The 26,876-nt window shown below is 61.9% G+C and carries 27 protein-coding genes and 1 pseudogene; 13 read left to right on the top strand and 15 right to left on the bottom strand.

Annotation, left to right across the window (positions count from 1 at the left end):
- The first annotated feature begins 203 nt into the window (after positions 1 to 203).
- From BSF79_RS06965 to BSF79_RS07005, 9 genes are all read left to right on the top strand, one after another.
- Complete coding sequence (locus tag BSF79_RS06965) at positions 204 to 767, top strand: NifU family protein (RefSeq protein WP_090269152.1); 564 nt, start codon at positions 204 to 206, stop codon at positions 765 to 767.
- Positions 757 to 1,356: a tRNA (adenosine(37)-N6)-threonylcarbamoyltransferase complex dimerization subunit type 1 TsaB gene (gene tsaB / locus BSF79_RS06970; RefSeq protein ID WP_090269153.1), complete on the top strand. Its 600-nt coding sequence runs from the start codon at positions 757 to 759 to the stop codon at positions 1,354 to 1,356. The genes BSF79_RS06965 and tsaB overlap by 11 nt, the downstream gene beginning before the upstream one ends.
- Entirely contained in the window at positions 1,346 to 1,759 is a 414-nt protein-coding gene (rimI, locus tag BSF79_RS06975) for a ribosomal protein S18-alanine N-acetyltransferase (protein ID WP_090269154.1), read from the top strand. Before tsaB ends, rimI begins: the two co-directional genes overlap by 11 nt.
- Before the next feature lie 161 nt (positions 1,760 to 1,920).
- On the top strand, positions 1,921 to 2,916 hold the full coding sequence (locus tag BSF79_RS06980; RefSeq protein WP_090269155.1) for a BMP family lipoprotein: 996 nt from the start codon (positions 1,921 to 1,923) through the stop codon (positions 2,914 to 2,916).
- The gene (locus BSF79_RS06985; protein WP_090269156.1) at positions 2,917 to 4,485 is read left to right on the top strand and encodes an ABC transporter ATP-binding protein; all 1,569 of its coding nucleotides are present in this window, start codon (positions 2,917 to 2,919) and stop codon (positions 4,483 to 4,485) included.
- Positions 4,485 to 5,579, top strand: coding sequence for an ABC transporter permease (locus tag BSF79_RS06990; RefSeq protein WP_090269157.1), 1,095 nt, complete (start codon positions 4,485 to 4,487; stop codon positions 5,577 to 5,579). The genes BSF79_RS06985 and BSF79_RS06990 overlap by 1 nt, the downstream gene beginning before the upstream one ends.
- Before the next feature lie 4 nt (positions 5,580 to 5,583).
- A complete protein-coding gene (locus BSF79_RS06995) occupies positions 5,584 to 6,549 on the top strand; it encodes an ABC transporter permease (RefSeq protein WP_090269158.1) in 966 nt (321 codons plus the stop codon).
- Positions 6,550 to 6,643: 94 nt separating this feature from the next.
- Positions 6,644 to 7,567, top strand: a complete 924-nt coding sequence (locus BSF79_RS07000; protein WP_090269159.1) for a sulfite exporter TauE/SafE family protein — start codon at positions 6,644 to 6,646, stop codon at positions 7,565 to 7,567.
- Positions 7,564 to 8,334: a TIGR02186 family protein gene (locus BSF79_RS07005; protein ID WP_090269160.1), complete on the top strand. Its 771-nt coding sequence runs from the start codon at positions 7,564 to 7,566 to the stop codon at positions 8,332 to 8,334. The genes BSF79_RS07000 and BSF79_RS07005 overlap by 4 nt, the downstream gene beginning before the upstream one ends.
- 6 nt (positions 8,335 to 8,340) lie before the next feature.
- Here the strand turns inward: BSF79_RS07005 and BSF79_RS07010 are convergent, their stop codons facing one another.
- From BSF79_RS07010 to BSF79_RS07035, 7 genes are all read right to left on the bottom strand, one after another.
- Positions 8,341 to 9,060 (bottom strand): SDR family oxidoreductase, encoded by a 720-nt coding sequence (locus BSF79_RS07010; protein WP_090269161.1) that lies wholly within the window; start codon positions 9,058 to 9,060, stop codon positions 8,341 to 8,343.
- A complete protein-coding gene (locus tag BSF79_RS07015) occupies positions 9,057 to 10,595 on the bottom strand; it encodes an ATP-dependent DNA helicase (RefSeq protein WP_090269162.1) in 1,539 nt (512 codons plus the stop codon). Before BSF79_RS07015 ends, BSF79_RS07010 begins: the two co-directional genes overlap by 4 nt.
- Positions 10,596 to 10,636: 41 nt before the next feature.
- The gene (locus BSF79_RS07020; protein ID WP_090269447.1) at positions 10,637 to 11,275 is read right to left on the bottom strand and encodes an acyl-homoserine-lactone synthase; all 639 of its coding nucleotides are present in this window, start codon (positions 11,273 to 11,275) and stop codon (positions 10,637 to 10,639) included.
- A 110-nt stretch (positions 11,276 to 11,385) separates the two neighbouring features.
- The gene (locus tag BSF79_RS07025; RefSeq protein WP_090269163.1) at positions 11,386 to 12,099 is read right to left on the bottom strand and encodes a helix-turn-helix transcriptional regulator; all 714 of its coding nucleotides are present in this window, start codon (positions 12,097 to 12,099) and stop codon (positions 11,386 to 11,388) included.
- Positions 12,044 to 12,259, bottom strand: coding sequence for a hypothetical protein (locus tag BSF79_RS19445; RefSeq protein WP_139246396.1), 216 nt, complete (start codon positions 12,257 to 12,259; stop codon positions 12,044 to 12,046). Before BSF79_RS19445 ends, BSF79_RS07025 begins: the two co-directional genes overlap by 56 nt.
- Positions 12,260 to 12,473: 214 nt before the next feature.
- Positions 12,474 to 13,763 (bottom strand): crotonyl-CoA carboxylase/reductase, encoded by a 1,290-nt coding sequence (gene ccrA / locus BSF79_RS07030; protein ID WP_090269449.1) that lies wholly within the window; start codon positions 13,761 to 13,763, stop codon positions 12,474 to 12,476.
- Positions 13,764 to 13,902: 139 nt separating this feature from the next.
- On the bottom strand, positions 13,903 to 15,261 hold the full coding sequence (locus BSF79_RS07035) for a 1-acyl-sn-glycerol-3-phosphate acyltransferase (protein ID WP_090269164.1): 1,359 nt from the start codon (positions 15,259 to 15,261) through the stop codon (positions 13,903 to 13,905).
- 133 nt (positions 15,262 to 15,394) lie between these two features.
- Here BSF79_RS07035 and BSF79_RS07040 point away from each other — a divergent pair.
- The 4 genes and pseudogenes from BSF79_RS07040 to BSF79_RS07055 all read left to right on the top strand — a co-directional run.
- Positions 15,395 to 17,365: pseudogene (locus BSF79_RS07040) on the top strand (methylmalonyl-CoA mutase family protein); the annotation flags it as partial.
- A gap of 81 nt (positions 17,366 to 17,446) precedes the next feature.
- Entirely contained in the window at positions 17,447 to 17,887 is a 441-nt protein-coding gene (locus BSF79_RS07045; protein ID WP_090269166.1) for a GNAT family N-acetyltransferase, read from the top strand.
- Between the two features lie 150 nt (positions 17,888 to 18,037).
- Complete coding sequence (gene deoD, locus BSF79_RS07050) at positions 18,038 to 18,742, top strand: purine-nucleoside phosphorylase (RefSeq protein WP_090269167.1); 705 nt, start codon at positions 18,038 to 18,040, stop codon at positions 18,740 to 18,742.
- 13 nt (positions 18,743 to 18,755) lie between these two features.
- Positions 18,756 to 20,081 (top strand): serine hydroxymethyltransferase, encoded by a 1,326-nt coding sequence (locus BSF79_RS07055; protein WP_090269168.1) that lies wholly within the window; start codon positions 18,756 to 18,758, stop codon positions 20,079 to 20,081.
- A 69-nt stretch (positions 20,082 to 20,150) separates the two neighbouring features.
- On the opposite strand, the gene BSF79_RS07060 is transcribed toward BSF79_RS07055, so the two are convergent.
- The 8 genes from BSF79_RS07060 to BSF79_RS07095 all read right to left on the bottom strand — a co-directional run bounded on the left by BSF79_RS07060 (position 20,151) and on the right by BSF79_RS07095 (position 26,874).
- The gene (locus BSF79_RS07060) at positions 20,151 to 20,996 is read right to left on the bottom strand and encodes an urea carboxylase-associated family protein (protein WP_090269169.1); all 846 of its coding nucleotides are present in this window, start codon (positions 20,994 to 20,996) and stop codon (positions 20,151 to 20,153) included.
- Positions 20,997 to 21,158: 162 nt separating this feature from the next.
- Positions 21,159 to 21,938: a succinate dehydrogenase iron-sulfur subunit gene (locus BSF79_RS07065; RefSeq protein WP_090269170.1), complete on the bottom strand. Its 780-nt coding sequence runs from the start codon at positions 21,936 to 21,938 to the stop codon at positions 21,159 to 21,161.
- A gap of 84 nt (positions 21,939 to 22,022) precedes the next feature.
- Positions 22,023 to 22,811, bottom strand: a complete 789-nt coding sequence (locus BSF79_RS07070) for an FkbM family methyltransferase (RefSeq protein ID WP_090269171.1) — start codon at positions 22,809 to 22,811, stop codon at positions 22,023 to 22,025.
- An 11-nt stretch (positions 22,812 to 22,822) separates the two neighbouring features.
- Positions 22,823 to 24,628: a succinate dehydrogenase flavoprotein subunit gene (gene sdhA, locus BSF79_RS07075; RefSeq protein WP_090269172.1), complete on the bottom strand. Its 1,806-nt coding sequence runs from the start codon at positions 24,626 to 24,628 to the stop codon at positions 22,823 to 22,825.
- Between the two features lie 11 nt (positions 24,629 to 24,639).
- A complete protein-coding gene (sdhD, locus tag BSF79_RS07080; RefSeq protein WP_090269173.1) occupies positions 24,640 to 25,011 on the bottom strand; it encodes a succinate dehydrogenase, hydrophobic membrane anchor protein in 372 nt (123 codons plus the stop codon).
- A gap of 10 nt (positions 25,012 to 25,021) precedes the next feature.
- Positions 25,022 to 25,405 carry a succinate dehydrogenase, cytochrome b556 subunit gene (gene sdhC / locus BSF79_RS07085; protein WP_090269450.1) on the bottom strand — a complete coding sequence of 128 codons (384 nt, stop codon included), beginning with the start codon at positions 25,403 to 25,405 and terminating at the stop codon, positions 25,022 to 25,024.
- A 234-nt stretch (positions 25,406 to 25,639) separates the two neighbouring features.
- Positions 25,640 to 26,671, bottom strand: a complete 1,032-nt coding sequence (locus BSF79_RS07090; RefSeq protein WP_090269174.1) for a MaoC family dehydratase — start codon at positions 26,669 to 26,671, stop codon at positions 25,640 to 25,642.
- Positions 26,671 to 26,874, bottom strand: coding sequence for a DUF1737 domain-containing protein (locus tag BSF79_RS07095; RefSeq protein WP_090269175.1), 204 nt, complete (start codon positions 26,872 to 26,874; stop codon positions 26,671 to 26,673). The genes BSF79_RS07090 and BSF79_RS07095 overlap by 1 nt, the downstream gene beginning before the upstream one ends.
- Positions 26,875 to 26,876 lie beyond the last annotated feature (2 nt).

The following is a 26,876-nucleotide window of genomic DNA, read 5'->3' on the forward strand; positions in this document are numbered from 1 at the left end:
CCGCATCTGTACTGCGCGGTTCCCTACCGCAGTGCGCCTTGGTCCGCATACAGCCCGCAGGCCAAAGCGTTTTGGGCCGCCGAGGCCAGCGCCCCCAAAGAGCTGCAACAGCGGATCATCTGACCCGTTCGTACACCCCCAAACCTTGACTCCGGCCCCCTCCGAGCGCATATCCAAGGCAAGCCATAAAAGGTACACCTGCGATGTTCATTCAAACCGAATCCACCCCGAACCCCGCCACGTTGAAATTCCTGCCCGGTCAAGCCGTTCTGGGCGCGGGCACCGCCGACTTCCCCTCGGCGGCAGGCGCAGAGGCCTCGCCTCTGGCGCAGCGCATCTTTGCGGTCAGCGGCGTCAGCGGCGTGTTCTTAGGCACCGACTTCGTGACGGTCACCAAATCCGATCAGGTCGAATGGGATCACATCAAACCCGCCATTCTGGGCGCGATCATGGAGCATTTCCAGTCCGGCCAGCCGGTGATGGCAGACTCCGCCACGCCCGCCTCGGGCCATGCGGATCACGATGGGCCTGACGGCGAAATCGTTGGCCAGATCAAAGAGTTGCTGGACACCCGCGTGCGCCCTGCCGTGGCGCAAGATGGTGGCGACATCACGTTCCACGGCTTTGATCGCGGCGTGGTCTACCTGCATATGCAAGGCGCCTGCGCCGGTTGCCCGTCTTCGACGCTGACCCTGAAAATGGGCATCGAAAACCTGCTGCGCCACTATATCCCCGAGGTGACCGAGGTTCGGCCCGTTGCCGTCTGACCGTCTGATCCTTGGGTTCGACACATCGGCCGCGCATTGCGCGGCCGCTTTGCTGTCGGGCGACCAGCTGATCGCCTCCACGGCCGAGGACATGGGCCGCGGCCAGGCCGAGCGACTGTTCCCCCTGCTAGAGGAGTTGCTGGCAGGCGCAGGCGCAACATGGGCCGATCTGCACGCACTCGGCGTCGGCGTCGGGCCGGGAAACTTCACCGGCATCCGCATTTCCGTCGCAGCCGCGCGCGGTCTGGCACTGGCGCTTGAGATCCCCGCCATCGGCGTCACCACGTTCGAGGCGACAAGCTGGGGCCACACGACCCCGCATATCGCCTGCGCCCCCGCCCCACGCGGGCAGGTCTATGTGGCGCCCCCCGGCACCGCCCCGGCGCTGATGCCGCTCGACACCGCGCAGGCGCTTGGCCTGCCGCTGCTGTCACCGCCCGCCCCCGCAACGTTGGCCGAACATATCGCCCGCGTCGCCGCCACCCGCGCCGACCAACCGGCACCGCCGCCCGCACCGCTCTATATCAAGGCCGCCGATGCCGCGCCGCCGCGTGACCCCGCGCCGCTGATCCTGACCGATGGCGCCTGAGGATCTGGCCCGCCTGCACGCGGCAGCCTTCACCACTCTGCGACCATGGTCCGCCGCTGAATTCGAAACCCTTCTGGCCTCGCCCTATGTGTTTCTGGCGGCGCAGCCACAGGGCTTTGCCCTTGGCCGCGTCATCGCGGACGAGGCGGAACTGCTGACGCTGGCCACCGATCCCGCGCATCGCCGTCAGGGCCTGGGGCGTGACCTGCTGCACCGCTATCACGACACCGCCCAGCAGCGCGGCGCGACCACCACATTTCTCGAGGTGGCCGAGGACAATCAGCCCGCCATCGCGCTCTATCACTCTGACGGCTATGCGATCATGGCCCAGCGGCGGGATTACTATCGCACGACGCAAGGCACCCGGCTTGCCGCGCTGATTATGCGGCGCGCACTGCCCTAGCGTCACCTCGCCTTTCCCGGCATCCGGGGAATTTTCAGAACAGTTTCCTGTTGACCCCCGCCCATGCCTGCGGCCAAATCGCACATGATCAGACCCGATCTGCTCGCTGAACGGGCACGCGTTTCATGATGCGCCCGAAGCCAACACTATGGGAGACGACAATGACCCTGATGCAGAAATTCCTTGGCGCAGTCGCCGCGACCGCGCTCAGCGCCGGTGCTGCACTGGCCGAACCTGCCCTGATCTTCGATCTGGGCGGCAAATTCGACAAATCCTTCAACGAAGCCGCCTATGCCGGCGCCGAGCGTTGGGCAAAGGAAACCGGCGGCAAGTATTTCGAAATCGAAATGCAGTCCGAAGCACAGCGTGAACAGGCTCTGCGCCGCTTTGCCGAAGCAGGCGCCAACCCCATCGTCACCACCGGCTTTGGCATGAGCGCCCCGATCGAGGCCGTCGCCCCCGATTACCCCGACACCAAATTCGTCACCATTGACGGCTGGGTCGAAGCCCCCAACGTGCTGGTCGTTGGCTTCACCGAGCACGAGGGCAGCTATCTGGTCGGCATGCTGGCCGCGATGGCGTCGAAAACCAACACCGTTGGCTTCATCGGCGGCATGGATATCCCGCTGATCCGCAAATTCGCCTGTGGCTATGCCCAAGGCGCTCTGGCCGTGAACCCCGACGCCAAGGTGATTTCCAACATGACCGGCACCACGCCCGCCGCCTGGAATGACCCGGTCAAAGGCTCGGAGCTGACCAAGGCGCAGATCAGCCAAGGCGCTGACGTTGTCTATGCTGCGGCCGGTGGCACCGGCGTTGGCGTTCTGCAAACCGCCGCCGACGAAGGCATCCTGTCAATTGGTGTCGACAGCAACCAGAACCACCTGCACCCGGGCAAGGTTCTGACCTCGATGCTCAAGCGCGTCGATGTTGCCGTCTACAACATCATGAAAGCCGGCCCTGACGTCAGCACCGACTATCAACTGCTGGATCTGGCCGCCGACGGTGTTGGCTATGCCATGGATGAAAACAACGCCGACCTGATCACCCCAGAGATGCAAGAGGCCGTCGAGGCCGCCAAAGCCAAAATCATCTCGGGCGAAATCAAGGTCCACGACTATTCGTCGGATGACACCTGCGAAGCGCTCAAGTTCTGAATGAGCACTGCAACACATCACAAAGGGCAGCCGGACACGGCTGCCCCCGCCATTGAGTTGCGCGGCATCTCCAAGGCCTTCGGGCCGGTGCAGGCGAACAAGGATATTTCCATCCGGGTCATGCCCGGTACGATCCACGGGATCATCGGCGAAAACGGCGCGGGCAAGTCCACGCTGATGTCGATCCTCTATGGCTTCTACAAAGCCGACGCCGGAGAGATTTTTATCCTCGGCCAAAAAACCGCCATCCCTGACAGTCAGGCCGCGATCGCGGCGGGCATCGGCATGGTGTTCCAGCATTTCAAGCTGGTCGAAAATTTCACGGTGCTGGAAAACGTCATTCTGGGCGCCGAAGACGGGCGCCTGCTGCGCCCCAGCCTTGCCAAGGCCCGCAAATCGCTGCGCAATCTGGCGACCGAATACGGGCTGGATGTTGATCCCGACGCGGTGATCCAAGACATCGGCGTCGGCATGCAGCAGCGGGTGGAAATCCTCAAGGCGCTGTACCGTCAGGCCGATATCCTGATTTTGGACGAACCCACCGGGGTTCTGACCCCCGCCGAGGCCGATCAGCTGTTTCGCATCCTCGACCGGCTGCGCGCCGAGGGAAAAACCATCATCCTGATTACCCACAAGCTGCGCGAGATCATGGAGATCACCGATACCGTGTCCGTCATGCGCCGCGGTGAAATGACCGCCACGGTCAAGACCGCCGACACCAGCCCCGAGGCGCTGGCCGAACTGATGGTCGGCCGTAAGGTCCTGTTACAGGTGGAAAAACAACCCGCCCGCCCCGGTGCCACCATGCTTGAGGTCGAAAACCTGCACGTCACCGATGAAAAGGGCGTCGAGCGCCTGAAAGGCATCTCTCTTGAGATCAAGGCGGGCGAAATCCTTGGCATCGCCGGGGTCGCGGGCAATGGTCAGTCGGAGTTGCTCGAGGTGTTGGGCGGCATGATCCCCGGCACCGGAACGATCCGCGTCAACGGCCAGGATCTTGACCTCACCGGCAAGCATTCCGATGGGCGCTCGCGCCGTGCGCGCGGCATCGCCCACGTTCCCGAAGACCGCCAGCGCGAGGGCTTGATCATGCCCTACACCGCGTGGGAAAACAGCGTTTTCGGCTATCACAACGATCCGGCCTATCAGAAAAATATGCTGCTGATGAACAACGCGGGCATCCTGAAAGACGCCGACGACATGATGAACCGCTTCGACGTGCGCCCCCCCAATCCGCGCCTGTCGGCCAAGAATTTCTCGGGTGGCAACCAGCAGAAAATCGTCGTCGCCCGCGAGATCGAGCGCAACCCCGACCTGCTGTTGGTGGGCCAGCCCACCCGCGGCGTCGACATCGGCGCGATCGAGTTCATCCACAAACAAATCATCGCCCTGCGCGATCAGGGCAAGGCGATCCTGCTGGTCAGTGTCGAGCTGGATGAAATCCTGTCGCTTTCCGATCGCATCGCGGTCATGTTTGACGGTCAGATCATGGGTGAACGCCTGCCGGGCCAGACAAATCCCCAAGAACTGGGCCTGCTGATGGCCGGCGTCGCTGGAAAGGCCGCCTGATGGACAAAATGCCGAAATGGGCCGACGTGATCCTGATCCCGCTGATCTCGCTGCTGCTGGCCGCGATAATCTCGGCGCTGGTGATCCTGGCAATTGGCGAAGACCCGATTGCCGCCGTCAAGCTGATGGTGAACGGCGCGCTCGGCTCGACCTATGGCTGGGGCTATACGCTCTATTACGCCACCAACTTCATGTTCACCGGGCTGGCCGTGGCCGTGGCCTTTCACGCCAGCCTGTTCAACATCGGCGGCGAAGGTCAGGCGATGCTGGGCGGCTTGGGCGTGGCGCTGATCTGCCTGTTCGTGCCGTGGCCGCATTGGTCGCTGGCGCTGCTGGGCGCGACTGCAGCGGCCGCCGTCTTCGGGGCCGCCTGGGCCGCGATCCCGGCCTATCTTCAGGCCAGACGCGGCAGCCACATCGTGATCACCACGATCATGTTCAACTTTATCGCCGCCGCGGTGCTGAACTATGTTCTGGTCAACGTCCTGCGCCCCACCGGCCAGATGGACCCGGCGACCGGTAAATTCCCCACCGCCACCCACCTGCCAACCCTGCACGACATCCTGTCCCCCCTCGGCATCGCCTTTTCCAAGGCCGCCCCGGCAAATGTCAGCCTGATCGTCGCGGTTCTGGCCTGTGTTGCGGTCTGGCTGCTGATCTGGCGCACCCGTTTCGGATACGAACTGCGCGCCTATGGCTTCAGCGAAAGCGGCGCGCGCTATGCCGGGATCTCGCCCTTTCGCATCACCATGCTGGCGATGATGATCTCTGGCGGGCTGGCCGGGATGATGGCCATCAACAACGTCATGGGCGAGGCCGAGCGCCTGGTGATGAACGCAGTCGAGGGCGCCGGCTTCATCGGCATCGCCGTCGCGCTGATGGGCCGCAACCACCCGTTTGGAGTGTTTCTGGCCGCGATCCTGTTCGGCTTTCTCTATCAGGGCGGTGCCGAGCTGGCGCTCTGGACCTCGATCCCGCGCGAACTGATCACCGTCATTCAGGCGCTGGTGATCCTGTTCACCGGCGCGCTGGACAACATGGTGCGGATGCCGCTGGAAAAACTGTTCCTCGCGCTGCGCCGCAAGGAGGGCTGAGAGCATGGACTACCTCACCATCCTGCAAATCCTCGACAGCACGATCCGTCTGGCCACGCCGCTGCTGCTGGCCTGTCTGGCCGGGCTGTTTTCCGAACGCGCCGGGATTTTCGACATCGGGCTGGAAGGCAAGATGCTGATGGCCGCCTTTCTGTCCGCCGCCGTGGCCTATGTCAGCGGTTCGGCCTGGCTGGGCCTGCTGGCCGGAATCGCCGCCTCGATGGCGCTGTCCATCCTGCATGGCCTTGCCTCGATCACCTTTCGCGGAAATCAGCTGATCTCCGGCGTGGCGATCAATTTTCTGGCGGCGGGGCTGACCGTTCTGATCGCACAGGACTGGTTCCGCCAAGGGGGCCGCACGCCGTCACTGGCAGGCAATGCCCGGTTCGAACCGATCACCCTGCCCTTTGCCGAAACCCTGCAGAGCGTCCCGGTGCTGGGGCCACTCTATCATGACCTGATCTCGGGCCATACCGCGCTGGTCTATCTGGCCTTCGCCTGCGTGCCCGCCACATGGTGGGTCCTGTACCGCACCCGCTTCGGCCTGCGCCTGCGTGCGGTGGGCGAAAACCCCGCTGCGGTCGATACGGCTGGCGTCTCGGTCGTGGGGCTGCGCTATGCCGCTGTGGTGATCTGCGGCATTCTGTGCGGCATCGCGGGCGCCTATCTTGCCACCGCGCTTCAGGCCGGGTTCGTCAAGGACATGACTGCGGGCCGCGGCTATATCGCGCTGGCAGCGCTGATCTTTGCCAAATGGCGGCCATGGTACGCGCTGTCGGCCACATTGCTGTTCGGCCTGCTGCAAGCGGTCGCCCTTCGGTACCAGAACATCGACCTTGGCGGCGTGATCATTCCAGTGCAGGTGATGGATGCGCTGCCCTATATCCTGACCGTGGTCATTCTGGCGGGCTTTGTCGGCAAGGCCATTCCGCCACGCGCCGGTGGCGAACCCTATGTGAAAGAACGCTAAGCAAATCCCACCCTGCCCGGCCTTGTGCCGGGCAAATTCGTTTTGCCCCTCTGGTTTCCTTGCCAAATCATCCGAGCCCGCGCTAGGAAAGATCATGCAAATTTACCTGCCCATCGCCGAAGTTTCGGTCAATGCCTTCCTTCTGCTGGGGCTGGGCGGCATTGTGGGCATCCTGTCGGGCATTTTCGGCGTCGGCGGCGGGTTCCTGATCACGCCGCTGCTGTTCTTTGTCGGCATCCCTCCGGCGGTCGCCGTGGCCACCTCGGCCAACCAGATCGTCGCCTCGTCTTTCTCGGCCCTGCTGGCCCACCTGAAACGCAAAACCGTTGACCTGAAAATGGGCACCGTGCTGCTGGCGGGCGGGCTGATCGGCTCGGCCATTGGCGTGGTGGTGTTCAACTACCTCAAGGCACTGGGTCAGGTCGATCTGCTGGTGCGGCTGTGTTATGTGGTGTTTCTGGGTGTCATTGGCGCGCTGATGCTGGTCGAAAGCCTGCGTGCCATCCGCCGCGCCCGCCGTGCAGGCGGCCCCCTGAAGAAACGCAAACAACGCAACTGGGTCCACGCCCTGCCGTTCAAAATGCGGTTTCGCGTGTCGGGCCTCTATATCTCGGTCATCCCGCCCATGCTGGTGGGGCTGGCGGTCGGGCTGCTTGCCGCGATCATGGGCGTCGGCGGCGGCTTCATCATGGTGCCCGCGATGATCTATATTCTGGGCATGCCCACCAAGGTCGTGGTCGGCACCTCGCTGTTTCAGATTATCTTCGTCGCCGCCTTCACCACGCTTCTGCACGCGATCACCAACCACACCGTTGACCTGCCGCTGGCTGTGTTCCTGCTGGTGGGCGGTGTCATCGGCGCCCAGATCGGCACCGGCATCGGCGTCAAGCTCAAGGCCGAGCACCTGCGCGTGCTGCTGGCGCTTCTGGTGCTGCTGGTCTGCGGCAAGATCGCGCTCGAACTGCTTTTGCAACCGTCCGAGCTCTACTCCATCGCTGAAGAGGGGGCCAACGCATGATCCGCGCGGCCCTGCTCCTGTTGTTCTTGCTGCTGCCGCTGCGCGGCGTCAGCGCCGAAACAGAACAGGTCGTTCTGGGCCTCAGCCACAGCCGCGTGGCGATCACAGCGCGGTTTGACGGCTCCGATATTCTGGTCTTTGGCGCGGTCAAACGTGAAACCCCGATCCCCGATGACCGGCTGGACGTGATCATTGCGATTGTCGGCCCATCCCACCCAACAACCGTGCGCCGCAAAAGCCGCCTCTTCGGGATCTGGATCAACACCGCCGCGGTCGAGGTCGACAGCGCCCCCGCCTTCTATGCCGTCGCCACCAGCGGTCCGCTCGGCACCGTCCTGTCTGATACCGAGGACCTGCGCCACCGTATCTCGATCAGGCGCGCGATCCGCTCGGTCGGCGCGCCCTCTGAACTGGGCGACGCACAGGATTTCACCCGCGCGCTGATCCGGATCAAGCAAAACGACGGCAGCTATCAGCTGCTCGAAGGCGCGGTCGAGGTCGATCAGCAAACCCTGTTCCGCACCTCGATCGCCCTGCCCTCCAACCTGACCGAGGGGAATTACGCCACCCGCATCTTCCTGACCCGCAATGGCGCAGTGGTGTCGCACTTTGAAACCGTGATTGATGTGCGCAAAGTCGGGCTTGAGCGGTTCCTGTTCAACCTCGCGCGCGAACAGGCGCTGGCCTATGGGCTGCTGTCGCTGGCGATCGCCATTGCCGCAGGCTGGTTGGCTTCGACCGCCTTCCGGCTTCTGCGCAACAGCTAGGCGCCGCTATCCGCGCCCGACATAGGGCATCTTCGTCGCCATCAGGGTCATGAACTGCACATTGGCCTCAGGCCCCAACCCCGCCATCTGCACCACGGCGCGCGCCACGTCCGCCACGTCCATCGTCGGTGGCGGGCTGTCGGGATTGGCGGCAATGATCCCCTCCAGCAACTCGGTCCGGGCGTTGCCAATGTCGATCTGACCGCAGGCAATATCAAACGCCCGCCCATCCAGCGACAGGCTTTTGGTCAGCCCCGTCACCGCATGTTTCGTCGTCGTGTAACACACCGACCCCGCGCGCGGGCTGTGCGCACTGATCGAGCCGTTGTTGATGATCCGCCCGCCCTGCGGCTCCTGCGCCCGCATGATCCGGAACGCGGCTCGCGCGCACAGGAACATCCCGTCCAGATTGACCTCCCGCACCTGCCGCCAGTCCTCGACCGACAGCTCGTCGATCATCGCGGCGCGGCCGAACATCCCGGCATTGTTGAACAACACATCCAACCGCCCAGCCCGCGCGACGAAGCTGTCAAACGCCGCGTCCACCGCCTCTGGGTCACTCACATCGCAGGGCAACAGCACCGCGTGCGCCTGCCCCGCCGCCACCTCTTCCAGGGCCGCACGCCGCCGCGCCAGCATCCCGACACGCCAGCCGTCGGCCAGAAACGCCCGCGCACAGGCGGCGCCGATCCCGGCACTCGCGCCGGTGATGATAATGCTCCTCATGCGTCCTCCGTACTGTCAGGCTGCAACACCAGCTGTGCCGCCGGGGCGGCGCGCAGATCGTCCACCCGCAACGGCCCCTCGGGCTTCGACAACCGCGCCCGCACCACCCAGAACAGGCGCTGCTCGGCCCGCGTGATCGCCACATAGGCCAGCCGCTTCCACAACGGCTGCCCGGCCTCGATCCGCCCCATTCGCGCCGCCGCATACAGGTCCGGCGCAAATACCTGCACGTTCTCCCATTGCGAGCCCTGCGCCTTGTGGATCGTCACCGCCGCGCCGTGCAAAAACACCGCCCCCATCCGCGCAGCAAACGGAATGAACGGCTCTTCCTCACCCGGCTTTTCGATCTTCACGATCGACGCCGCGCTCACCTGCGGGTCTTCGGCCCCCATCACGTGCAGCCGTGAAAACCCCGGCTTGCGCCCCGGCCCCAGATAGATCACCTGAGCCCCCTTGATCAGCCCGCGCGCCTCAAGATCCAGCCGCTTCTTGCGGTGTTTCAGCGGCAGCTCAAGCCCGTCGCAAATCAGCGGCTCGCCTTCCAACAACTCGTCCTCGGGGGCGCCATGCACCGCCCGGAACGCGTTGATCAACCGGATTCGCGTGGCGTTGCGCCATACCAGAACCGGGCTGCGCGCCATCAGATCCACCTCGACCCGTGGCGCCCAAACCACCCGCTCATCCTTGCGCGCGGCCTCTTCGACCATCCGCTCAAATGCCTCGAACCCCAGCTCGGGGTCCGCCAGCGCATGCGCCAGATCCAAAATCGGGTTGTCCGCCTCTTGCCGGTGAATTCGGTTCAATACCAACCGCGACGGCGCCGGAAGCCGTTCAAAAATCATTTCACCCGACAGCCCGACCGGCGCCAACTGCGCCGGATCGCCAAACAGCACCAGCGTCGGAAAAATTTCTTTCAGATCGTTGAACTGCTTTTCATCCAGCATCGAGGCTTCATCGATGAACCCGATATCCAGCCCCTCTTCGCGCCGCTTCCACCCGGTGATGAAATCCGACCCGCGCAACCCGGCCGCCGCAAATGCACCCGGAACGGACTTGTGAATCTGGTAAAATGCGTGCGCCCGGTCCAACGCCAGATCGGTCAGCCCCTCAATCTGTGGTCGCTCACCCGATCCGGCCAGCCACTCGGCAATCCGCTCGTATTCCGGGTCGTAAACCGGCGTATATAAAATGCGGTGAATCGTCGTCGCGGGCACGCCGCGCATCCGCAGCACACTCGCCGCCTTGTTGGTGGGCGCCAAAATCGCCAGCGTTCGCCGTTCCTTGCGCTTGCGCCCTTCGAAATCCGACGACACGACCTCAACGCCGCCCGCCTCCAACGCCTTGTAAAGCTCGGCCAAAAGCAGCGTCTTGCCCGATCCGGCCTTGCCCGTCACCGCCAGAACCTGCTGCTTTCCGGGCTTTGGCGGTGTTACGCTTCCGTCGGTCAAATCCACCCCGACACTGCGCAAAAGCTCGGCAATGCGGTCATAGGCTTCGGCCTGATCGTGAGAGAACTGAAGTGCGGGAACGGTCATGGCGCGACCCTACAGCGGGTCCGCGCCAAGGGCCAGAGACCTCAGGCCGTCAGAGCAAAGCTATCTGGCTTTGGGTCGCCAAAGGCTTGGTCGAACCACATCGCCGACAGCTCGGGCGACAGCCCCGCCTGCCGTGCGACACGCGCCTTGGCCTCGGGGTTGAATTCCCACAGTCCGACGCTGATCGCATCGCGTCCTTCGCCCGACGTCCCCAGAACCGTGGGGCTGGCCCCGATCCGGCGATAGATCCGCACCATCCGCGCATCAAACACCCCGACAAAATGCCGCAGCCCGAATCTGTCTAAAATTTCGCCGCCCGCCAGCATCAGCGCCGCCGCCACCGCCGGATCCGACCCGCGCGACAAACAGAACCGGGTGCATTCCCAGATCAGCGGGCTTTCGATTCTCACCCCTTGGGTAATATCCAGGAAGTGTTCATTCACCATGCAGCGCCCAACCGTCGGCAAAAACCGCATCGAGCCGCCATGTGACCCGTCCGGCCGCTGCCAGATCACATAAAGTGGGTTCAATTGATCATATTGATCGCTTTCTTCGCCTTTTTCGTTCACCGTAACGTCCCAGCCAAGCCGCGTCTTGAACTGATCCGCCCGGTCCCGAAACATCGTATCCCGCAGCTTGGGATACAGGGCCATTTGGTCTGAATAAATATATCTGAGCATCGTCATCTACCCTCCGAGGTGATCTCGTAGGTAAATTACGTGAAAAAAGTTAATGATTCTCAACCCTAACGAGTGGTTAACCTTAACAAATCGTTAGGGTTAACAATGTGTTACACGACGATCAGCCCGCGGCTGATCGCGCGGGCAACCGCGTGGGTGGTATTGGCGGCCCCCAGCTTGAACCGCGCGCTTTCAATATAGACCCGCAAAGTGTGCTCAGAGATCGACAGCGCATCGGCCACCTGCGCCCGACTGTGCCCCATGGCAATCAAGGTGATCGCGTCCACTTCACGCGGCGACAACGGCTGTGCGGGTTCAGGTTTGCGGCCCGGTTCAAACTCCAGCGCCTTTTGGTTGCAGAAATGCGCAACCAGAATGATCGAGCGCCGGTGCATTTCCGTAAAGCGCTCCCACGTGGCATCATCGCAATTGTGGTTCACGGTGAACAAGGCGAACTGACCGTTCGGCCCACGGATCGGCACGGAAAAACCCTGATTTCCGACCCCGTACTTCAACGCATCCGTCTGGAACGTGCGCGCGGCACGACTTGTCCAGTCCAGCATTTTCCAGTCCACTGGGTGGAACCGCTGAAAACACCCAAGGATGACCGGATCCGTTCTCAGGTATTCCTGTTCCTGATACCGCTGCGCCCATTCTGGCGAATAGGTGCCGCACCCGTACTGCTCGCCAGACGAGCTGACCCAGTGGTAAACAACGTGATCCACACGATAGTGATCGCGCAGCGCCTCTACGGCAATCTGAAGGTGCTCAAGCCCTGTAGCTTGTTCCAAATCCTCTAGGATCTGCTCCACCCGTGGCTTCATCGCCGTGTACCGCAAGCGCTGCCCTTTCGTTGACAGATGCGATCTCGGCCCGTGCAATCACTTTCGCCACATCCAGATGCTCAGCCAACAAGGCGTGACCATTTTTCTGTGCGAAGTTTTTCAGGTCCGAGAGAACATCCAGTATCCAGTCATTCTTCATGGTTAACTTTCTTCATATTAGGTCAACGAAGCAATAACACAACCATAGCATGTGATCCCCGCCCAATAAAATTCGCGAATATCAACTCCCCCAAAATAGCGAGGGCAGTGTTTACAAATCATTGAAGTCGCAAATATTCAGTCCACACAAACGCAAAGCCCGCAGGATCGGTTTGATCCTGCGGGCCTTTGTTTCCGAATCCGAAACGGATTGTTTACTTCTTGCCAGCGTCCAGCACGTCCTCAACGGTGCGCAGACCGGTTTTGGGCGACTGAACAAGCACCGCCATGTTGCCCGGCTTGTGCTCGTTGCGCAGCATTTTCATATGCGCTGCGGGGATTTCATCCCACGGGAACACCTCGGACATGCACGGATCAATCCGCCGCTCGATCATCAACCGGTTGGCCGAGGCCGCCTGCTTCAGATGCGCAAAGTGGCTGCCCTGAACGCGCTTCTGATGCATCCACAGATACCGCACATCAAAGGTGCAGTTGAACCCGCTGGTGCCCGCGCAAATCACGATCATGCCGCCCTTCTTACACACGAAGGTCGAGACCGGGAACGTCGCCTCACCGGGATGCTCGAACACGATATCCACGTTGTTGCCCTTGCCGGTGATGTCCCAGATCGCCTTGCCGAACTTGCGGGTTTCCTTGAACCACGCCGCATATTCCTCGGTGTTGACGGTCGGCAACTGACCCCAGCATTTGAAATCCTTGCGGTTGATCACGCCCTTGGCGCCCAGCCCCATCACGAAATCGCGCTTGGTCTCGTCCGAGATCACGCCAATCGCATTGCCGCCCGCCGCGTTGATCAGCTGGATCGCAAACGACCCCAGACCGCCCGACGCGCCCCAGACCAGAACGTTCTGCCCTGGCTTCAGCTCGTGCGGGTGATGCCCGAACAGCATCCGGTACGCCGTCGCCAGCGTCAGCGTATAGCACGCGCTCTCTTCCCAGGTCAGATGCTTGGGCCGCGGCAGCAACTGCTGCGCCTGCACGCGGGTGAACTGCGCGAACGACCCGTCCGGCGTCTCATAGCCCCAGATCCGCTGGCTGGGCGAGAACATCGGATCGCCGCCGTTGCATTCCTCGTCGTCGCCGTCGTCCTGATTACAGTGGATCACCACCTCATCGCCGACTTTCCAGTTTTTCACGCTCGACCCTACGGCCCAAACGATCCCGGACGCGTCCGACCCTGCGATGTGATACGGCGCGCCGTGGCCGTCGAACGGTGAAATCGGAACACCAAGCCCCGCCCAGACACCATTGTAGTTAACACCCGCCGCCATCACCAGAACCAGCACCTCGTGGCTGTCCAGCGTCGGCGTGTCCACAACTTCAACCTGGAACGACTTGTCAGGCTCGCCATGACGTTCGCGGCGAATGGCCCACGCATACATTTTCGGTGGAACAAATCCCAGCGGCGGCATTTCGCCCACTTCATACAGATCTTTTTCAGGCGCGTCGTAAGGGGCAATGCCCATATCAGTGTCCAGAGCCATCTCAGCCTCCATTCTTGAGTAATGCCGCAATGCAGAATCGCGGCGTCATGCGCCGTGGAATAAAGATGGGCGCGCAACAATGCAATCCAATTCGGGTCAGTTTTGTAATTTTATAACCTCGCAAGCGCAGAAACTTCGGCTACGCCCCACTCCCATTCGGCAGAAGATGGGCGATGGATGCAGCATAAAAGGTCAAAAGCGGTCGCTCTGCCTCGACAATCTGAACCTGCCCGTCGGTTTCGACAACAAGTTTCCGCGCTTGCAACGTCCTCAGTCCGACTTCCACCGCATATCCCCGATTTTCGCGCGGAACATAGACAGAGGCGCCCGCCAATTGTGCCAACAGCGCCTTGACCCGCATTTCCAAGGCGACCCGGTCCACCGGCCCTTCGCCTTGCAACAGCGCCGTTGCCACCAAAGGCACCGGCAAGACCGGAACCTCCTTGGCAATTCGCCCCATCAGGTCCTGCGCCAGCGCCTCGACCCCGCCCTCGAACCCTGACAGCGACAGCGGCGCGCCGAAACTGACCCCGGCATAGCCAAACGCCACGTATCGTCCCGTCACCCGCGACCACAGCGTTTTCACCCCGAACCACAACGCCGACCGCACGCTCGCCTTGAACCGCCGTGTCCCGCCTGCGTCGGCCCGCACCAGAATCCGATCCTCCAGCACCCGGTCGTAATTCAGCGCGACCGGCACAAACACCACATCGCGCCCCGCAGGGTCATGCGCCTCGACGATATATTTCAAAATCCCCAGACGCGGCTCGGCCATTCGCCCGGTCAGGCTCAGCCCGCCTTCGGGGAACACCGCCTGCGACACCCCGCCCTGCGTCGCCAGCCGCACATATTTGGCCAGAATCACCCGGTACAGCCCGTTGCCATCCCGCCGCCGGATGAAATAGGCTCCCATCGACCGCACCAGCGCGCTCAGCGGCCAGATATGCGCCCACTCCCCCACGGCATAGCTCAGCGCCCCCCGCCCCGCCGACAGATAGGTCACCAGCACGTAATCCATGTTGCTGCGGTGGTTCATCACAAAGACCACCGTCGCCTCCGGGTCCACCCCCTCCAGCGCGTCGCCCTCATGATGCACAACCCGAACGTGGTACACCGCCTGGCTCAGCAACCGTGCCGCGCGGGTGGCAAACCGAAAATACGTCCACGCGCTGAACGACGGCACGATTTCGCGCGCGTATCGCCGCGCCGTTTCAAACGCCACGTTTTCCGGCACGCCCCGCGCCGCCGCATGCGCCGCAATCGCGGTGGAAATCTCGGGGTCGTAAATCAGCCGCTGGATCATGTCATACCGCCGCGCCAGCTTGAACGGCTCGATCGGCCGCGTCAGCCTTTTGTTCAGCTGCGCCACCAGCCGCTCCATCCGGCGGCGGAAAAACCAGCGCACCGACGGGAACAGGAAATGCGAGGCAAAAGTAACCGCCGCGAAAGCGACCAATAAAACCAGTACCCAGACGGGCATTTCCACAGTGCTACTCATTTGGGCACCATGGCGGGGTTTTGCCGCCGCGTAAATCACCTCACGCCGCAACGCAGCGAATTGACAGAGGCATAAAATTCCAAGTATCAACACCCAAACGCAAGATTGTTGCAGATCCTGATTCACGAGGCCCGCCATGACCGAGATGAAAAAAGACCGCCCCTGGCTGTTCCGCACCTATGCCGGCCATTCCACCGCCAAGGCCTCGAACGCGCTCTACCGCTCCAACCTCTCCAAGGGTCAGACTGGCCTCTCCGTGGCCTTCGACCTGCCGACTCAAACCGGCTATGACAGCGACCACATTCTGGCGCGTGGCGAGGTCGGCAAAGTCGGCGTACCCGTCTGCCACCTTGGCGACATGCGCGCCCTGTTCGACAATATCCCGCTTGAGCAGATGAACACCTCGATGACGATCAACGCCACGGCGCCGTGGCTGCTGTCGCTCTACATCGCCGTGGCCGAAGAACAAGGCGCCGATGTTTCCGCCCTGCAAGGCACCGTACAGAATGACCTGATCAAGGAATACCTCAGCCGCGGCACCTATATCTGCCCGCCGAAACCCTCGCTCAAGATGATCGCGGATGTGGCTGAATACTGCTACACCAACGTGCCGAAATGGAACCCGATGAACGTGTGTTCCTACCACCTGCAAGAGGCCGGCGCGACCCCCGAGCAGGAACTCGCCTTCGCCCTCGCCACCGCCACCGCCGTTCTGGACGAGCTTAAACCTCGCGTCCCGGCCGAGGATTTCCCGCAGCTCGTTGGCCGTATTTCCTTCTTCGTCAACGCAGGCATCCGCTTCGTCACCGAGATGTGCAAGATGCGCGCCTTCGTTGATCTCTGGGATGAGATCTGCCGCGACCGCTACGGCGTTGATGACCCGAAATTCCGCCGCTTCCGCTATGGGGTTCAGGTCAATTCGCTGGGCCTGACTGAGCAACAACCCGAAAACAATGTCTACCGCATCCTGATCGAGATGCTCGCCGTCACCCTGTCGAAAAACGCCCGCGCCCGCGCCGTTCAGCTTCCCGCCTGGAACGAGGCGCTCGGCCTGCCGCGCCCGTGGGATCAGCAATGGTCGCTGCGGATGCAACAGATCATGGCGTACGAAACCGACCTGCTGGAATATGACGACCTCTTCGATGGCAACCCCGCCGTGGAGCGCAAGGTCGAAGCCCTCAAGGACGGCGCCCGTCACGAGCTGGCCAACCTCGATGGTATGGGGGGCGCGATCTCGTCGATCGAATATATGAAATCCCGTCTGGTGGATTCCAACGCCGACCGCCTGAACCGGATCGAGCGGAACGAAACCATCGTTGTTGGCGTCAACAAATGGCAACAGGGCGAACCCTCGCCGCTGATGACCGGCGATGGCGGTATCATGGTCGTCGACCCCGCGACCGAGGCCGAGCAGATCTCCCGCCTCACCGCGTGGAAATCCGAGCGTGACAGCGCCGCCGTCGAAAAGGCGCTGGCCGATCTGCGCGCCGCCGCCGCCGAAGGCCGCAACGTGATGGAGCCCTCGATTGCCGCCGCCAAGGCTGGCGTTACCACCGGCGAATGGGCCGCCCAGATGCGCGCCGTCTTCGGCGAATATCGCGGCCCCACCGGCGTTTCCCGCTCGGTCAGCAACAAGACCGAAGGGCTGGATGACATCCGCGAGGCCGTCAACACCGTCTCCGACAAGCTGGGCCGCCGGTTGAAATTCCTTGTCGGCAAACCCGGTCTGGATGGCCATTCCAACGGCGCCGAACAGATCGCCTTCCGGGCCCGCGATTGCGGCATGGATATCGAGTATGAAGGCATACGCCTGACGCCTGAAGAAATCGTTAAAGCGGCCCAGGAAAATGACGCCCATGTCATTGGCCTCTCGATCCTTTCCGGCTCGCACATGCCGCTGGTCGAAGACCTGCTGGCCCGGATGCGCGCCGGTGGCCTCTCCGATACCCCGCTGGTCGTGGGCGGCATCATCCCCGATGACGACGCCGCGCGCCTGCTGGAAATGGGCGTCGCCCGCGTCTACACGCCCAAGGATTTCGAGCTGAACACCATCATGATGGATATCGTTGCCCTCGCCGATCCGGCCCCCGTCGCAGCAGAATAACCCGGACGTGGCGGGGGGTCTTGCCCTCGCCCGCCCCGCGCGCCACACTGCCTCATCGCCCCAGATGAGAAAGCCCGCGCCATGCCCCTCACCATCCGCCCGCTGACCGAAGCCGACGCCGCTGATTGGCGCCGCCTATGGCAGGCTTATCTCGAATTTTACGAAACCACCCTGCCCGACGAGATTTATCAGACCACCTTTCAGCGCCTGCTCTCGTCCGATCATCCGAACCAGAACGCGCTGGTGGCCACGCTTGATGGCACCCCGGTCGGCCTCGTCCACTACATCTATCACCCGCACAACTGGAAGGTCGAAGACGTCTGCTATCTTCAGGATCTTTACGCCGATCCAGACGTGCGCGGCACCGGCATTGGCCGCGCCCTGATCGAAGCGGTCTATGCCGCCGCCGATCAGCACGGCACACCGGCGGTCTATTGGATGACGCAAGAGTTCAACACGACCGCGCGCAAACTTTATGACCGCATCGCCACCCTGACGCCGTTCATCAAATACAGCCGCTAACCCGGGTAAATATGCACATTAACCGCCGTTCTTTCCGCCAACGCGCGAAAATCGCGTATGCATGTCCTGTGCATGCGATGTGTATCGCTTGTGCACATCGGTTTTTCGCCTCAAACTGCCCTGCAAATACACAGGCTTGAAGGCAGATACATGACGATCCACATCGGCGCACAACCCGGCCAGATTGCCGAAACCGTCCTGCTTCCCGGCGATCCTTACCGCGCGAAATGGGCCGCCGAGACGTTTCTCGACAACCCGCAATTAGTCAATGAAGTCAGAGGGATGTTCGGCTTTACTGGCACGTGGAAAGGCCACCCTGTCACCGTTCAGGGCTCGGGCATGGGCATGCCTTCGCTGTCGATCTACGTCAACGAACTGATCCGCGATTACGGTGCCAAGACCTTGATTCGTATCGGTTCCTGCGGCGCGATGCAGGAAAAGGTAAAGATCCGCGATGTGATCCTCGCCATGACCGCCTCCGCCCTCTCCACCCCCTCACGCGGGATTTTCAAAGAGCTGAATTTCGCCCCCTCCGCCGATTGGTCCTTGCTACGCGCCGCGGCGCAAGCGGCTGAAACCAAACAAGTAAAAACCCATGTGGGCGGGATTTATTCGGCCGACGTCTTCTATGATGAACGTCCTGATCTGAACGAACAAATGACCCGCCACGGCATTTTGGGCGTCGAGATGGAGGCCGCCGAACTCTACAATCTCGCCCTGCGTTACGGCGTGCGCGCGCTGGCCGTGTTAACTGTTTCCGACCACCTGATCACCCACGAAGCCCTGCCCCCCGAAGACCGCGAACGCTCTTTCGGTGACATGGTTGAAATCGCCCTGGAAGCCGCCTTTTCATAGGATTATCAAACAGATGCACAGCCTGATCCCGCGCTCTTGGGTGCCTCAGCCCGTCGAAACCTATGTGCAGACCATCGCCGAGGAAACGGCCCATAAATCCAGCGCCGACATCGCCGCTCAGATCGAGCAACTGGCTGAAACCAACAAAGAAATCCACGAGCGCGACTGTTTCAATCTAAACCCGGCCACCAACGTGATGAACCCCCGCGCCGAGGCGCTGCTTTCTTCAGGTCTGGGCACCCGCCCCTCGCTTGGCTACCCTGGTGAAAAATATGAAATGGGTCTGGAAGCCATTGAAAAGATAGAGGTTATCACGGCCGAACTCTGCGCCGAGGTCTTCGGCGCGTCCTATGCCGAGATCCGCGTGCCCTCAGGCGCGATCGCCAATCTCTATGGCTTCATGGCGCTGACAAAGCCCGGCGACAATATCATCGCTCCCCCCGGTTCGATCGGTGGTCACGTCACCCACCATGCCGCCGGTTGCGCCGGTCTTTACGGCCTCGTCAGCCACGACGCCCCAGTCAATTCGGACGGCTACACCGTTGATCTTGTGGCGCTTTCCGAACTCGCCCACCGCGTCCGCCCCCGGCTGATCACCATCGGCGGCTCGCTTAACCTTTTCCCGCATCCCGTGGCCGAAATCCGGGCGATTGCGGACGAGGTCGGTGCGTATGTGCTGTTCGACGCGGCGCACCAATGCGGCATCATCGCGGGCGGGGCTTGGCCCAATCCGCTTGAAGAAGGCGCACATTTGATGACGATGAGCACCTACAAAAGCCTAGGCGGCCCGCCGTCCGGCCTGATCGTGACCAATGACTCGGATATCGCCAAAGCATTGGATTCAATCGCATTTCCCGGAATGACCGCTAACTTTGATGCCGCCAAGTCTGCCGCACTTGGCGTGTCGATGCTGGACTGGCGCGATCACGGTGGCGCCTATGCGCAAACCATGATTGAAACCGCGCAGTCCCTTGCCAAAGCACTGATTTCGCAAGACATTCCCATCTTCGCCGCAGGCCGTGGCGCCACGCAATCGCATCAGTTCGCGATCGAGGCAGAAGGGTTCGGTGGCGGGCAAACCGCGTCAAAGACCCTTCGCAAAGCCGGGTTTCTAGCCTGCGGAATTGGGCTTCCGATCGCCGAGGTTCCGAATGGTCTCAATGGCTTGCGTATCGGAACGCCCGAATTGGTGCGCTGGGGCATGCGCCCCGAACACATGCCCGAACTGGCGCGGTTGCTTGCTTTGGCGCTGCGTTCGAATGCGCCCGAGGCGCTGGCGGCCGAAGTGGGTGCTTGGCGGAAAACCTTCACCCGGCTGCATTTTATCCACGACAGTTAAGCTTTCGCTCAGGATTCGGCGGTATGTTTTGGGTGCACAGCACATGCACAAGACATGCAGCCCCGTACCCTAGCGCCCATGGCTGCGATCATACCGGTTTGGCGGTGGCGACGCCCAACCAGCAAGCGCCCCCGCCACAGGGGCAAAGACCTCGACCAGCAGCGGATGGCAGGCCGCGGCGTCACTTGAATGTTCCGAGGAGCAATCGCCCCCCGGACAGGCCGACAGCGCGCCGAGCAGGTCAATCTCGGCGAAGAACTCAAGGTGGTCACCGGGGCGCACGGGGCTGGCCTTCATGAAATATTGGCCAGTGTCACGGGTGAACCCGGTGCACATGAAAACGTTGAGCACGTCATGCACATGGTGCTCGGCCTGCGTCAGCGACAACCCGGTCACATCGGACAGGGCGCGGGTCAGATTGGAATGGCAGCAGTGATGATACTGCCCGCCCGACAACAGGTTATGCGTATAGGGATCGCAGCGCGTCCCGATCACGTCGTGGACCGAGCCACCGAACGGGTCGATGCCATACCAGTCCAGCGTGTCACTGATGACCGTGGCAACGGGGCGCAAATGGGGAAAGCTGCTCCACATCCTGTCCCCGGTGGTCAGGTGCGTGCCGTGTAGCGCCCGCGTCTTGCCGGAATAGAACCGCTCGGAAAGATCCGACGCATTCCATAGGTTCAGGTCGCCGACCTGCGGTCCATCGACACAAGAGATGCGAAAAAACTGCCCGGCTGGCACATGAAAGCTGCCCGCGTCGCGCGCGGGCACCAACGTTTCACTGGTTTTCACGGCACCGTCGCGGGCGGCGCGATATAGCGCCAAATCCGGCTGCGGCAGGGTGGTTGTCGGATAGCAGATCACCGGCGCAATGGCACGGCGGGCTTCGGCGTCTGGCGGGGTCTGGGGCATGGCGACCTTTGGTGCAAAGGAAACAGTTCGGCGATGCTGACCGGGTTTGCGCGCAGCTACAAGCCCCGCCCGGCGATTTCGTCGGCGCGGCCCCCGCATCAACGAAAAGGACCGGGCAACTTGCCCGGTCCTTAGCTCGATCAGATGGTCCGCAACACTGCGTTACACGACGCGGTTCACCATCATTTTCTTGATCTCGGCGATCGCCTTGGCCGGGTTCAATCCCTTGGGGCAGGTCTTGGCACAGTTCATGATCGTGTGGCAGCGATACAGCTTGAACGGATCTTCCAGCTGATCCAGACGCTCGCCCGTCGCTTCGTCGCGGCTGTCGATGATCCAGCGATAGGCATGCAGCAACGCGGCTGGCCCAAGATACTGATCGCCATTCCACCAATAGCTGGGGCACGAGGTCGAGCAGCTGGCGCACATCACGCACTCATACAGCCCGTCAAGCTTCTTGCGATCTTCGATCGACTGCCGCCACTCTTTCGCGGGACGGTTGGTTTTGGTTTCCAGCCACGGCATGATCGAGGCGTGCTGCGCATAGAAATGCGTCAGATCCGGGATCAGGTCCTTGACCACCTCAAGGTGCGGCAGCGGATAGATTTTCACGTCGCCCTTGATCTCATCCATGCCATAGATACAGGCCAGCGTGTTGATCCCGTCGATATTCATCGCGCAAGAGCCACAAATCCCCTCGCGGCAGGACCGGCGGAAGGTCAGCGTCGGATCAATCTCGTTCTTGATCTTGATCAGCGCGTCCAGAACCATCGGGCCGCATTTATCCATATCGAGGAAATAGCTATCAACCCGCGGGTTTTCGCCGTCATCCGGGTTCCAGCGGTAGATGCTGAATTTACGGATATTCGTGGCGCCTTCTGGCTTGGGCCAGGTTTTCCCGGTGCGAATGCGGGAATTCTTCGGAAGCGTCAGCTGAACCATTGTCGCGTCTCCTTCTTGGGTGGTCCGGGGTGACGGCCCCGGCCCGTGTGATCACAGTTTCAGCGGCACCAGCCGCGATTGCAGTTACAGCCTGCCCGCGTCGCGGACAAACAGAGTATTTCCTTCGCCTTCGAACCGCACGCCATAGCCCATGGCCTTGACCCGACCGACCAGATCGGTGTCCCAGTCCTTGGCGTGTTCGGTTTCCATCAGGATCGCATCGGGCATGTCAACCACACCGGCGCCGTCCAGCCACGGATTGAACACCGCGTCCTCGAAGCCTTCGACGTCGATCTTGATCAGGCTGACATCATATCCATCGGCCCCCGCCAGATACGGCGCCAGACGCCGCACCGGTACGCAGATCGACCCCGCCTGCTTGTCCGCTGCCACATCGCGCAGCGACGATTGGCCGAAGTTTCCGGCGCGGAAGTTCAGCACCGCCTCGCCTTCGCTGTCGCCCAGGGCACAGCCTTCGACCCGGATCACATGGCCCAGATCGTTCATGCGAATGTTTTCGCCCAACCGCCCCATCATCACCGGGTTCGGTTCAAATGCGATCACGCGAGAGCCCGCCCCCGCTGCCCGTGCCAAAGGCACCGCGAAGGCCCCGCAATTGGCACCGATATCCAGCACCAGCGCGCGTTTGCCCGCAACGATCCCGCTGAGCGCGGCAAGGGATTCCTTTTCCGGCGGCTCACCGTTCAGCCATATGCACTGTTCGGTGAAATTGTCCTGCGGATTGACCAGCAGGTTGACCCCGGAAAAGCTGACCACCGTTTGCGGCAAAAGCGGCGATAGGTGGCGCCGGACTTTGGGTCCGGCGGCCTGAAAAGCCTTGCGCAGGTGGGTTTGCTGTTGCGGTGTCAGCATATCGGCCTGCCTTAGAACGTCCGCGCTTTGGGCGCGATTTTCTTCAGGCTGATGCCGCCTTCGGCTTCGGTCGTCAACGGAGCGGTGATGACCGGGCGGTAAGACAGATCAACCTTGTTGCCCGTCACCCGGCTGATGGTGTGGACACGCCACTTTTCATCATTGCGGGCCGGGAAATCTTCGTGGGCATGGGCGCCACGCGATTCCTCGCGCGCTTCGGCCCCGACGATGGTGGCCAGCGCGTTGGGCATCAGGTTGGTCAGTTCCAGCGTTTCCATCAGGTCGCTGTTCCAGACCAGCGACCGGTCGCTGACCTGAAGGTCGCCCAGCTTGGCGGCGATCTCGGTCATCTTTTCGACGCCTTCGGACAGGGTCTTGGCGGTACGGAACACGGCGGCATCGGCCTGCATCGTCTTCTGCATCTCCAGCCGCAGCTCGGCCGTGGGCACGCCGCCCTTGGCATTGCGCAGACCGTCGAAGCGATCGAACGCGGCATCGACCGACGCGGTGTTCAGCACCGGACTGGCGCTTTCGGGGTTCACAACCTTGCCCGCGCGGATCGCCGCGGCCCGGCCAAACACCACCAAGTCGATCAGCGAATTCGAACCCAACCGGTTCGCCCCATGCACCGAGGCACAGCCCGCTTCGCCCACAGCCATCAGACCCGGCACAACGGCGGTCGGGTTCTCGGCGGTCGGGTTCAGCACTTCACCCCAATAGTTGGTCGGGATACCGCCCATGTTGTAATGCACCGTCGGCAGAACCGGGATCGGTTCCTTGGTCACATCAACACCTGCGAAAATCTTGGCGCTTTCGGAAATCCCCGGCAGACGTTCTGCCAGAGCTTCGGGCGGCAGGTGCGACAGGTTCAGGTGGATATGGTCGCCCTCGGCCCCCACACCGCGGCCTTCGCGGATCTCCATCGTCATCGAGCGTGACACGTAATCGCGCGGCGCAAGGTCTTTGTACTGGGGCGCGTAACGCTCCATGAACCGTTCGCCTTCAGAGTTGGTCAGATACCCGCCTTCGCCGCGTGCGCCTTCGGTGATCAGGCAGCCCGAGCCATAGATGCCGGTCGGGTGGAACTGAACGAACTCCATGTCCTGCAACGCCAGACCCTGACGCGCGACCATGCCGCCACCGTCGCCGGTGCAGGTATGGGCCGACGTGGCGCTGAAATACGACCGGCCATAGCCGCCCGTGGCCAGCACGACCATCTTGGCGTTGAAGATATGCATGGTGCCATCATCCAGCTTCCAGCAGACAACGCCCTGACATACGCCATCATCCGACATGATCAGATCAATGGCGAAATATTCGATATAGAATTCAGCGTTGTTCTTCAGCGACTGACCATACAGCGTGTGCAGAATGGCGTGGCCGGTGCGGTCGGCAGCAGCACAGGTGCGCTGCACGGCGGGGCCTTCGCCAAACTCGGTGGTGTGGCCACCGAAGGGGCGCTGGTAAATCTTGCCCTCCTCGGTCCGGCTGAACGGCACACCATAGTGTTCCAGCTCGTAAACCGCCTTGGGGGCTTCGCGCGTCAGGTATTCCATCGCGTCGGTATCACCCAACCAGTCAGAGCCCTTGACCGTGTCATACATGTGCCACTGCCAGTTGTCGGGGCCCATGTTGGACAGCGAGGCGGCAATGCCGCCCTGTGCGGCAACGGTGTGCGAACGCGTCGGGAAAACCTTGGTCACGCAGGCGGTGCGCAGACCCTGTTCGGCCATGCCCAGCGTCGCACGCAGGCCAGCGCCACCAGCGCCCACGACGACCACGTCATATTCATGTGTTTCGTAGGTGTAAGCTGCCATTTTTCAGTTCCTCAAAGCGCGATCTTGGCCAGGGCAAACAGCCCCACGGCGGTCAGGGCATACGAAAGGCCGATCACAAACATGATCAGCGCCTTGCGGGTGGTGCCATGCGCGTAATCTTCAATCATCATCTGGGCACCCTTGCTGAAGTGCTGCAGGCCGACGAAAATCACCAGCGCCGTCAGGATCGCCGGGATCGGCCGCGAGAAGGTGGCGATCACCTCTTCATAGGTGCCACCAAGGGCGCTGCCGAAGATGAAGATGAACAGCGGCACCAGGAAAGCCAGGCCAACGGCGCTGACCTGCATATGCCAGTGATGTTCGGTTCCGGTGTGCGAGGGGCCTTTGCCCTCGGCGCGTTTGCGGGCGGTCAGGTAACGCATGATGGCCTCCTTACACGATCACGATGGTCAGAAGGGTCAGAACAACCGACCCGATGATGATACCCCAGCCCAGCTTTTCAGCGGTGGGAATATCCAGACCCTTGCCCGCATCGAAATACAGGTGCCGCAGACCGGCCAGATAATGATACCACATGGCCCACAGCGACAGCGTGAAGACCAGATCGCCGAACCACGAGGTCACGACCGCATTGGCGGTGGCGAAATATTCGGGGCTGGTTGCAGCCGCCAGCAACCACCACACCACCAGCAAAGCTGTCACTGCCAGGGCATTGCCCGTGATCCGCGTCAGAATAGAGGTGATGGAGGTCAGCTGCGGGCGATAGATGGAAATATGCGGCGAAAGTGGGCGCTCGACCCGTTTCACATCGGCCATATCATATCCTTTCAGGGTTCCCTTGCTTGCCTCTTTCATAACGTTTTTTTTGCGCGTGTCACGCAGAACGGATGCAGCTGCGGCATGAAAATACGTCGAAAACCATGTTTGGGCGGGCGTTGTGATCACAGGAATTGCCACTGTGATCACAATATAAATCCGACAGAAATACTCGGTAAATTGAGTGAGTCTCGCCCGGCTACCGCAAGGGTACCGCCGCCGGAAACCAATCGCTTACAGCGGCATCAAGGCCCAGTAATCCAGATCCAGCAGAACCTCGGGCAGGTATTTGCCGTCCTCGCCCTTCAGCTTGAATGCCTCGCCGCCGCAGGTCGCGACCAGACGCAGACGGATCGCACCAACGCCCGGCGCCGATGTCTCGGCCTTGTCCAGAACCTCGGACCATGCCTTGACTGTCAGCCCGCTGAAACACGGGTTGGCATGCGCCCCGCCGTTCAGCCCGACAATCATCTGCGCATTCGCCAGACCGTTAAACGACAGCGCCCGCGCCATCGAAATGATGTGCCCGCCATAGATCAGCCGCTGCCCGTCGGGCCGGAAGGTCGCATCGAAGTGCACCTTGGCGGTGTTCTGCCACAGGCGGGTGGCCAGCATGTGCTCGGCCTCCTCAATGGTCACACCATCAACGTGGTCGATCACCTCGCCGACCTCGTAATCCCCCCAGCGATGCGGCTCGCCCGCCAACGTGAAATCATAGGCGCCGAAATTCAGCCCCTCGGGGATCACCAGATCCGACGCCGGGATCACAGTTTTCAGCTCTGGCACCACGGTCTCGGGCGCGGGCGCGTCCAGATCATTCTTGCGCACCATCACCCAGCGCACATATTCCAGCACCACGTCATCCAGCTGGTTCAGCCCCTGCGTGCGCACATAAACCACACCGGATTTGCCGTTCGAGTTCTGCTTCAGCCCGATCACTTCCGACACCGACCGCAGCGTGTCGCCCTCATAGACCGGCTGAAGCCAGCGCCCCTCGGCATAGCCCAGATTGGCGATCGCATTCAGCGACACATCCGGCACGGTCTTGCCAAACACCACGTGAAACGCCGCCAGATCATCCAGCGGGCTTTCCGGCAGGCCACAATCGCGCGCAAACTGATCCGAGGAATACAGCGCGTGACGCATCGGATACAGCGCGTGATACATCGCCCGCTCGCCCCCTGAAACGGTGCGCGGCACGGCGTGTTCGATCACATCGCCGATTTTGTAATCCTCGAAAAAGCGGCCCGCGTTGGTCTTTGCCATCAGTGGTCTCCCAGTTTGGTGTCGGGGGTGTATGTGCCGGGGGCCTCTTTCACCACGGCCTGCCCACAGCGCATCACGCCGTTGGCCGCGTCAAAAGCATAGGTCGGCCCGCCATGCAGCTCCCACCCTTTGTTCAGCGCCGCCGTCACCTTATGACAAAAGGCTGACGTATCATCGGCGCTAAGAAAACGGTACAGTTTCATGG

This window comes from Thalassovita taeanensis, assembly GCF_900110775.1.
Lineage (GTDB): Bacteria > Pseudomonadota > Alphaproteobacteria > Rhodobacterales > Rhodobacteraceae > Litorimicrobium > Litorimicrobium taeanense.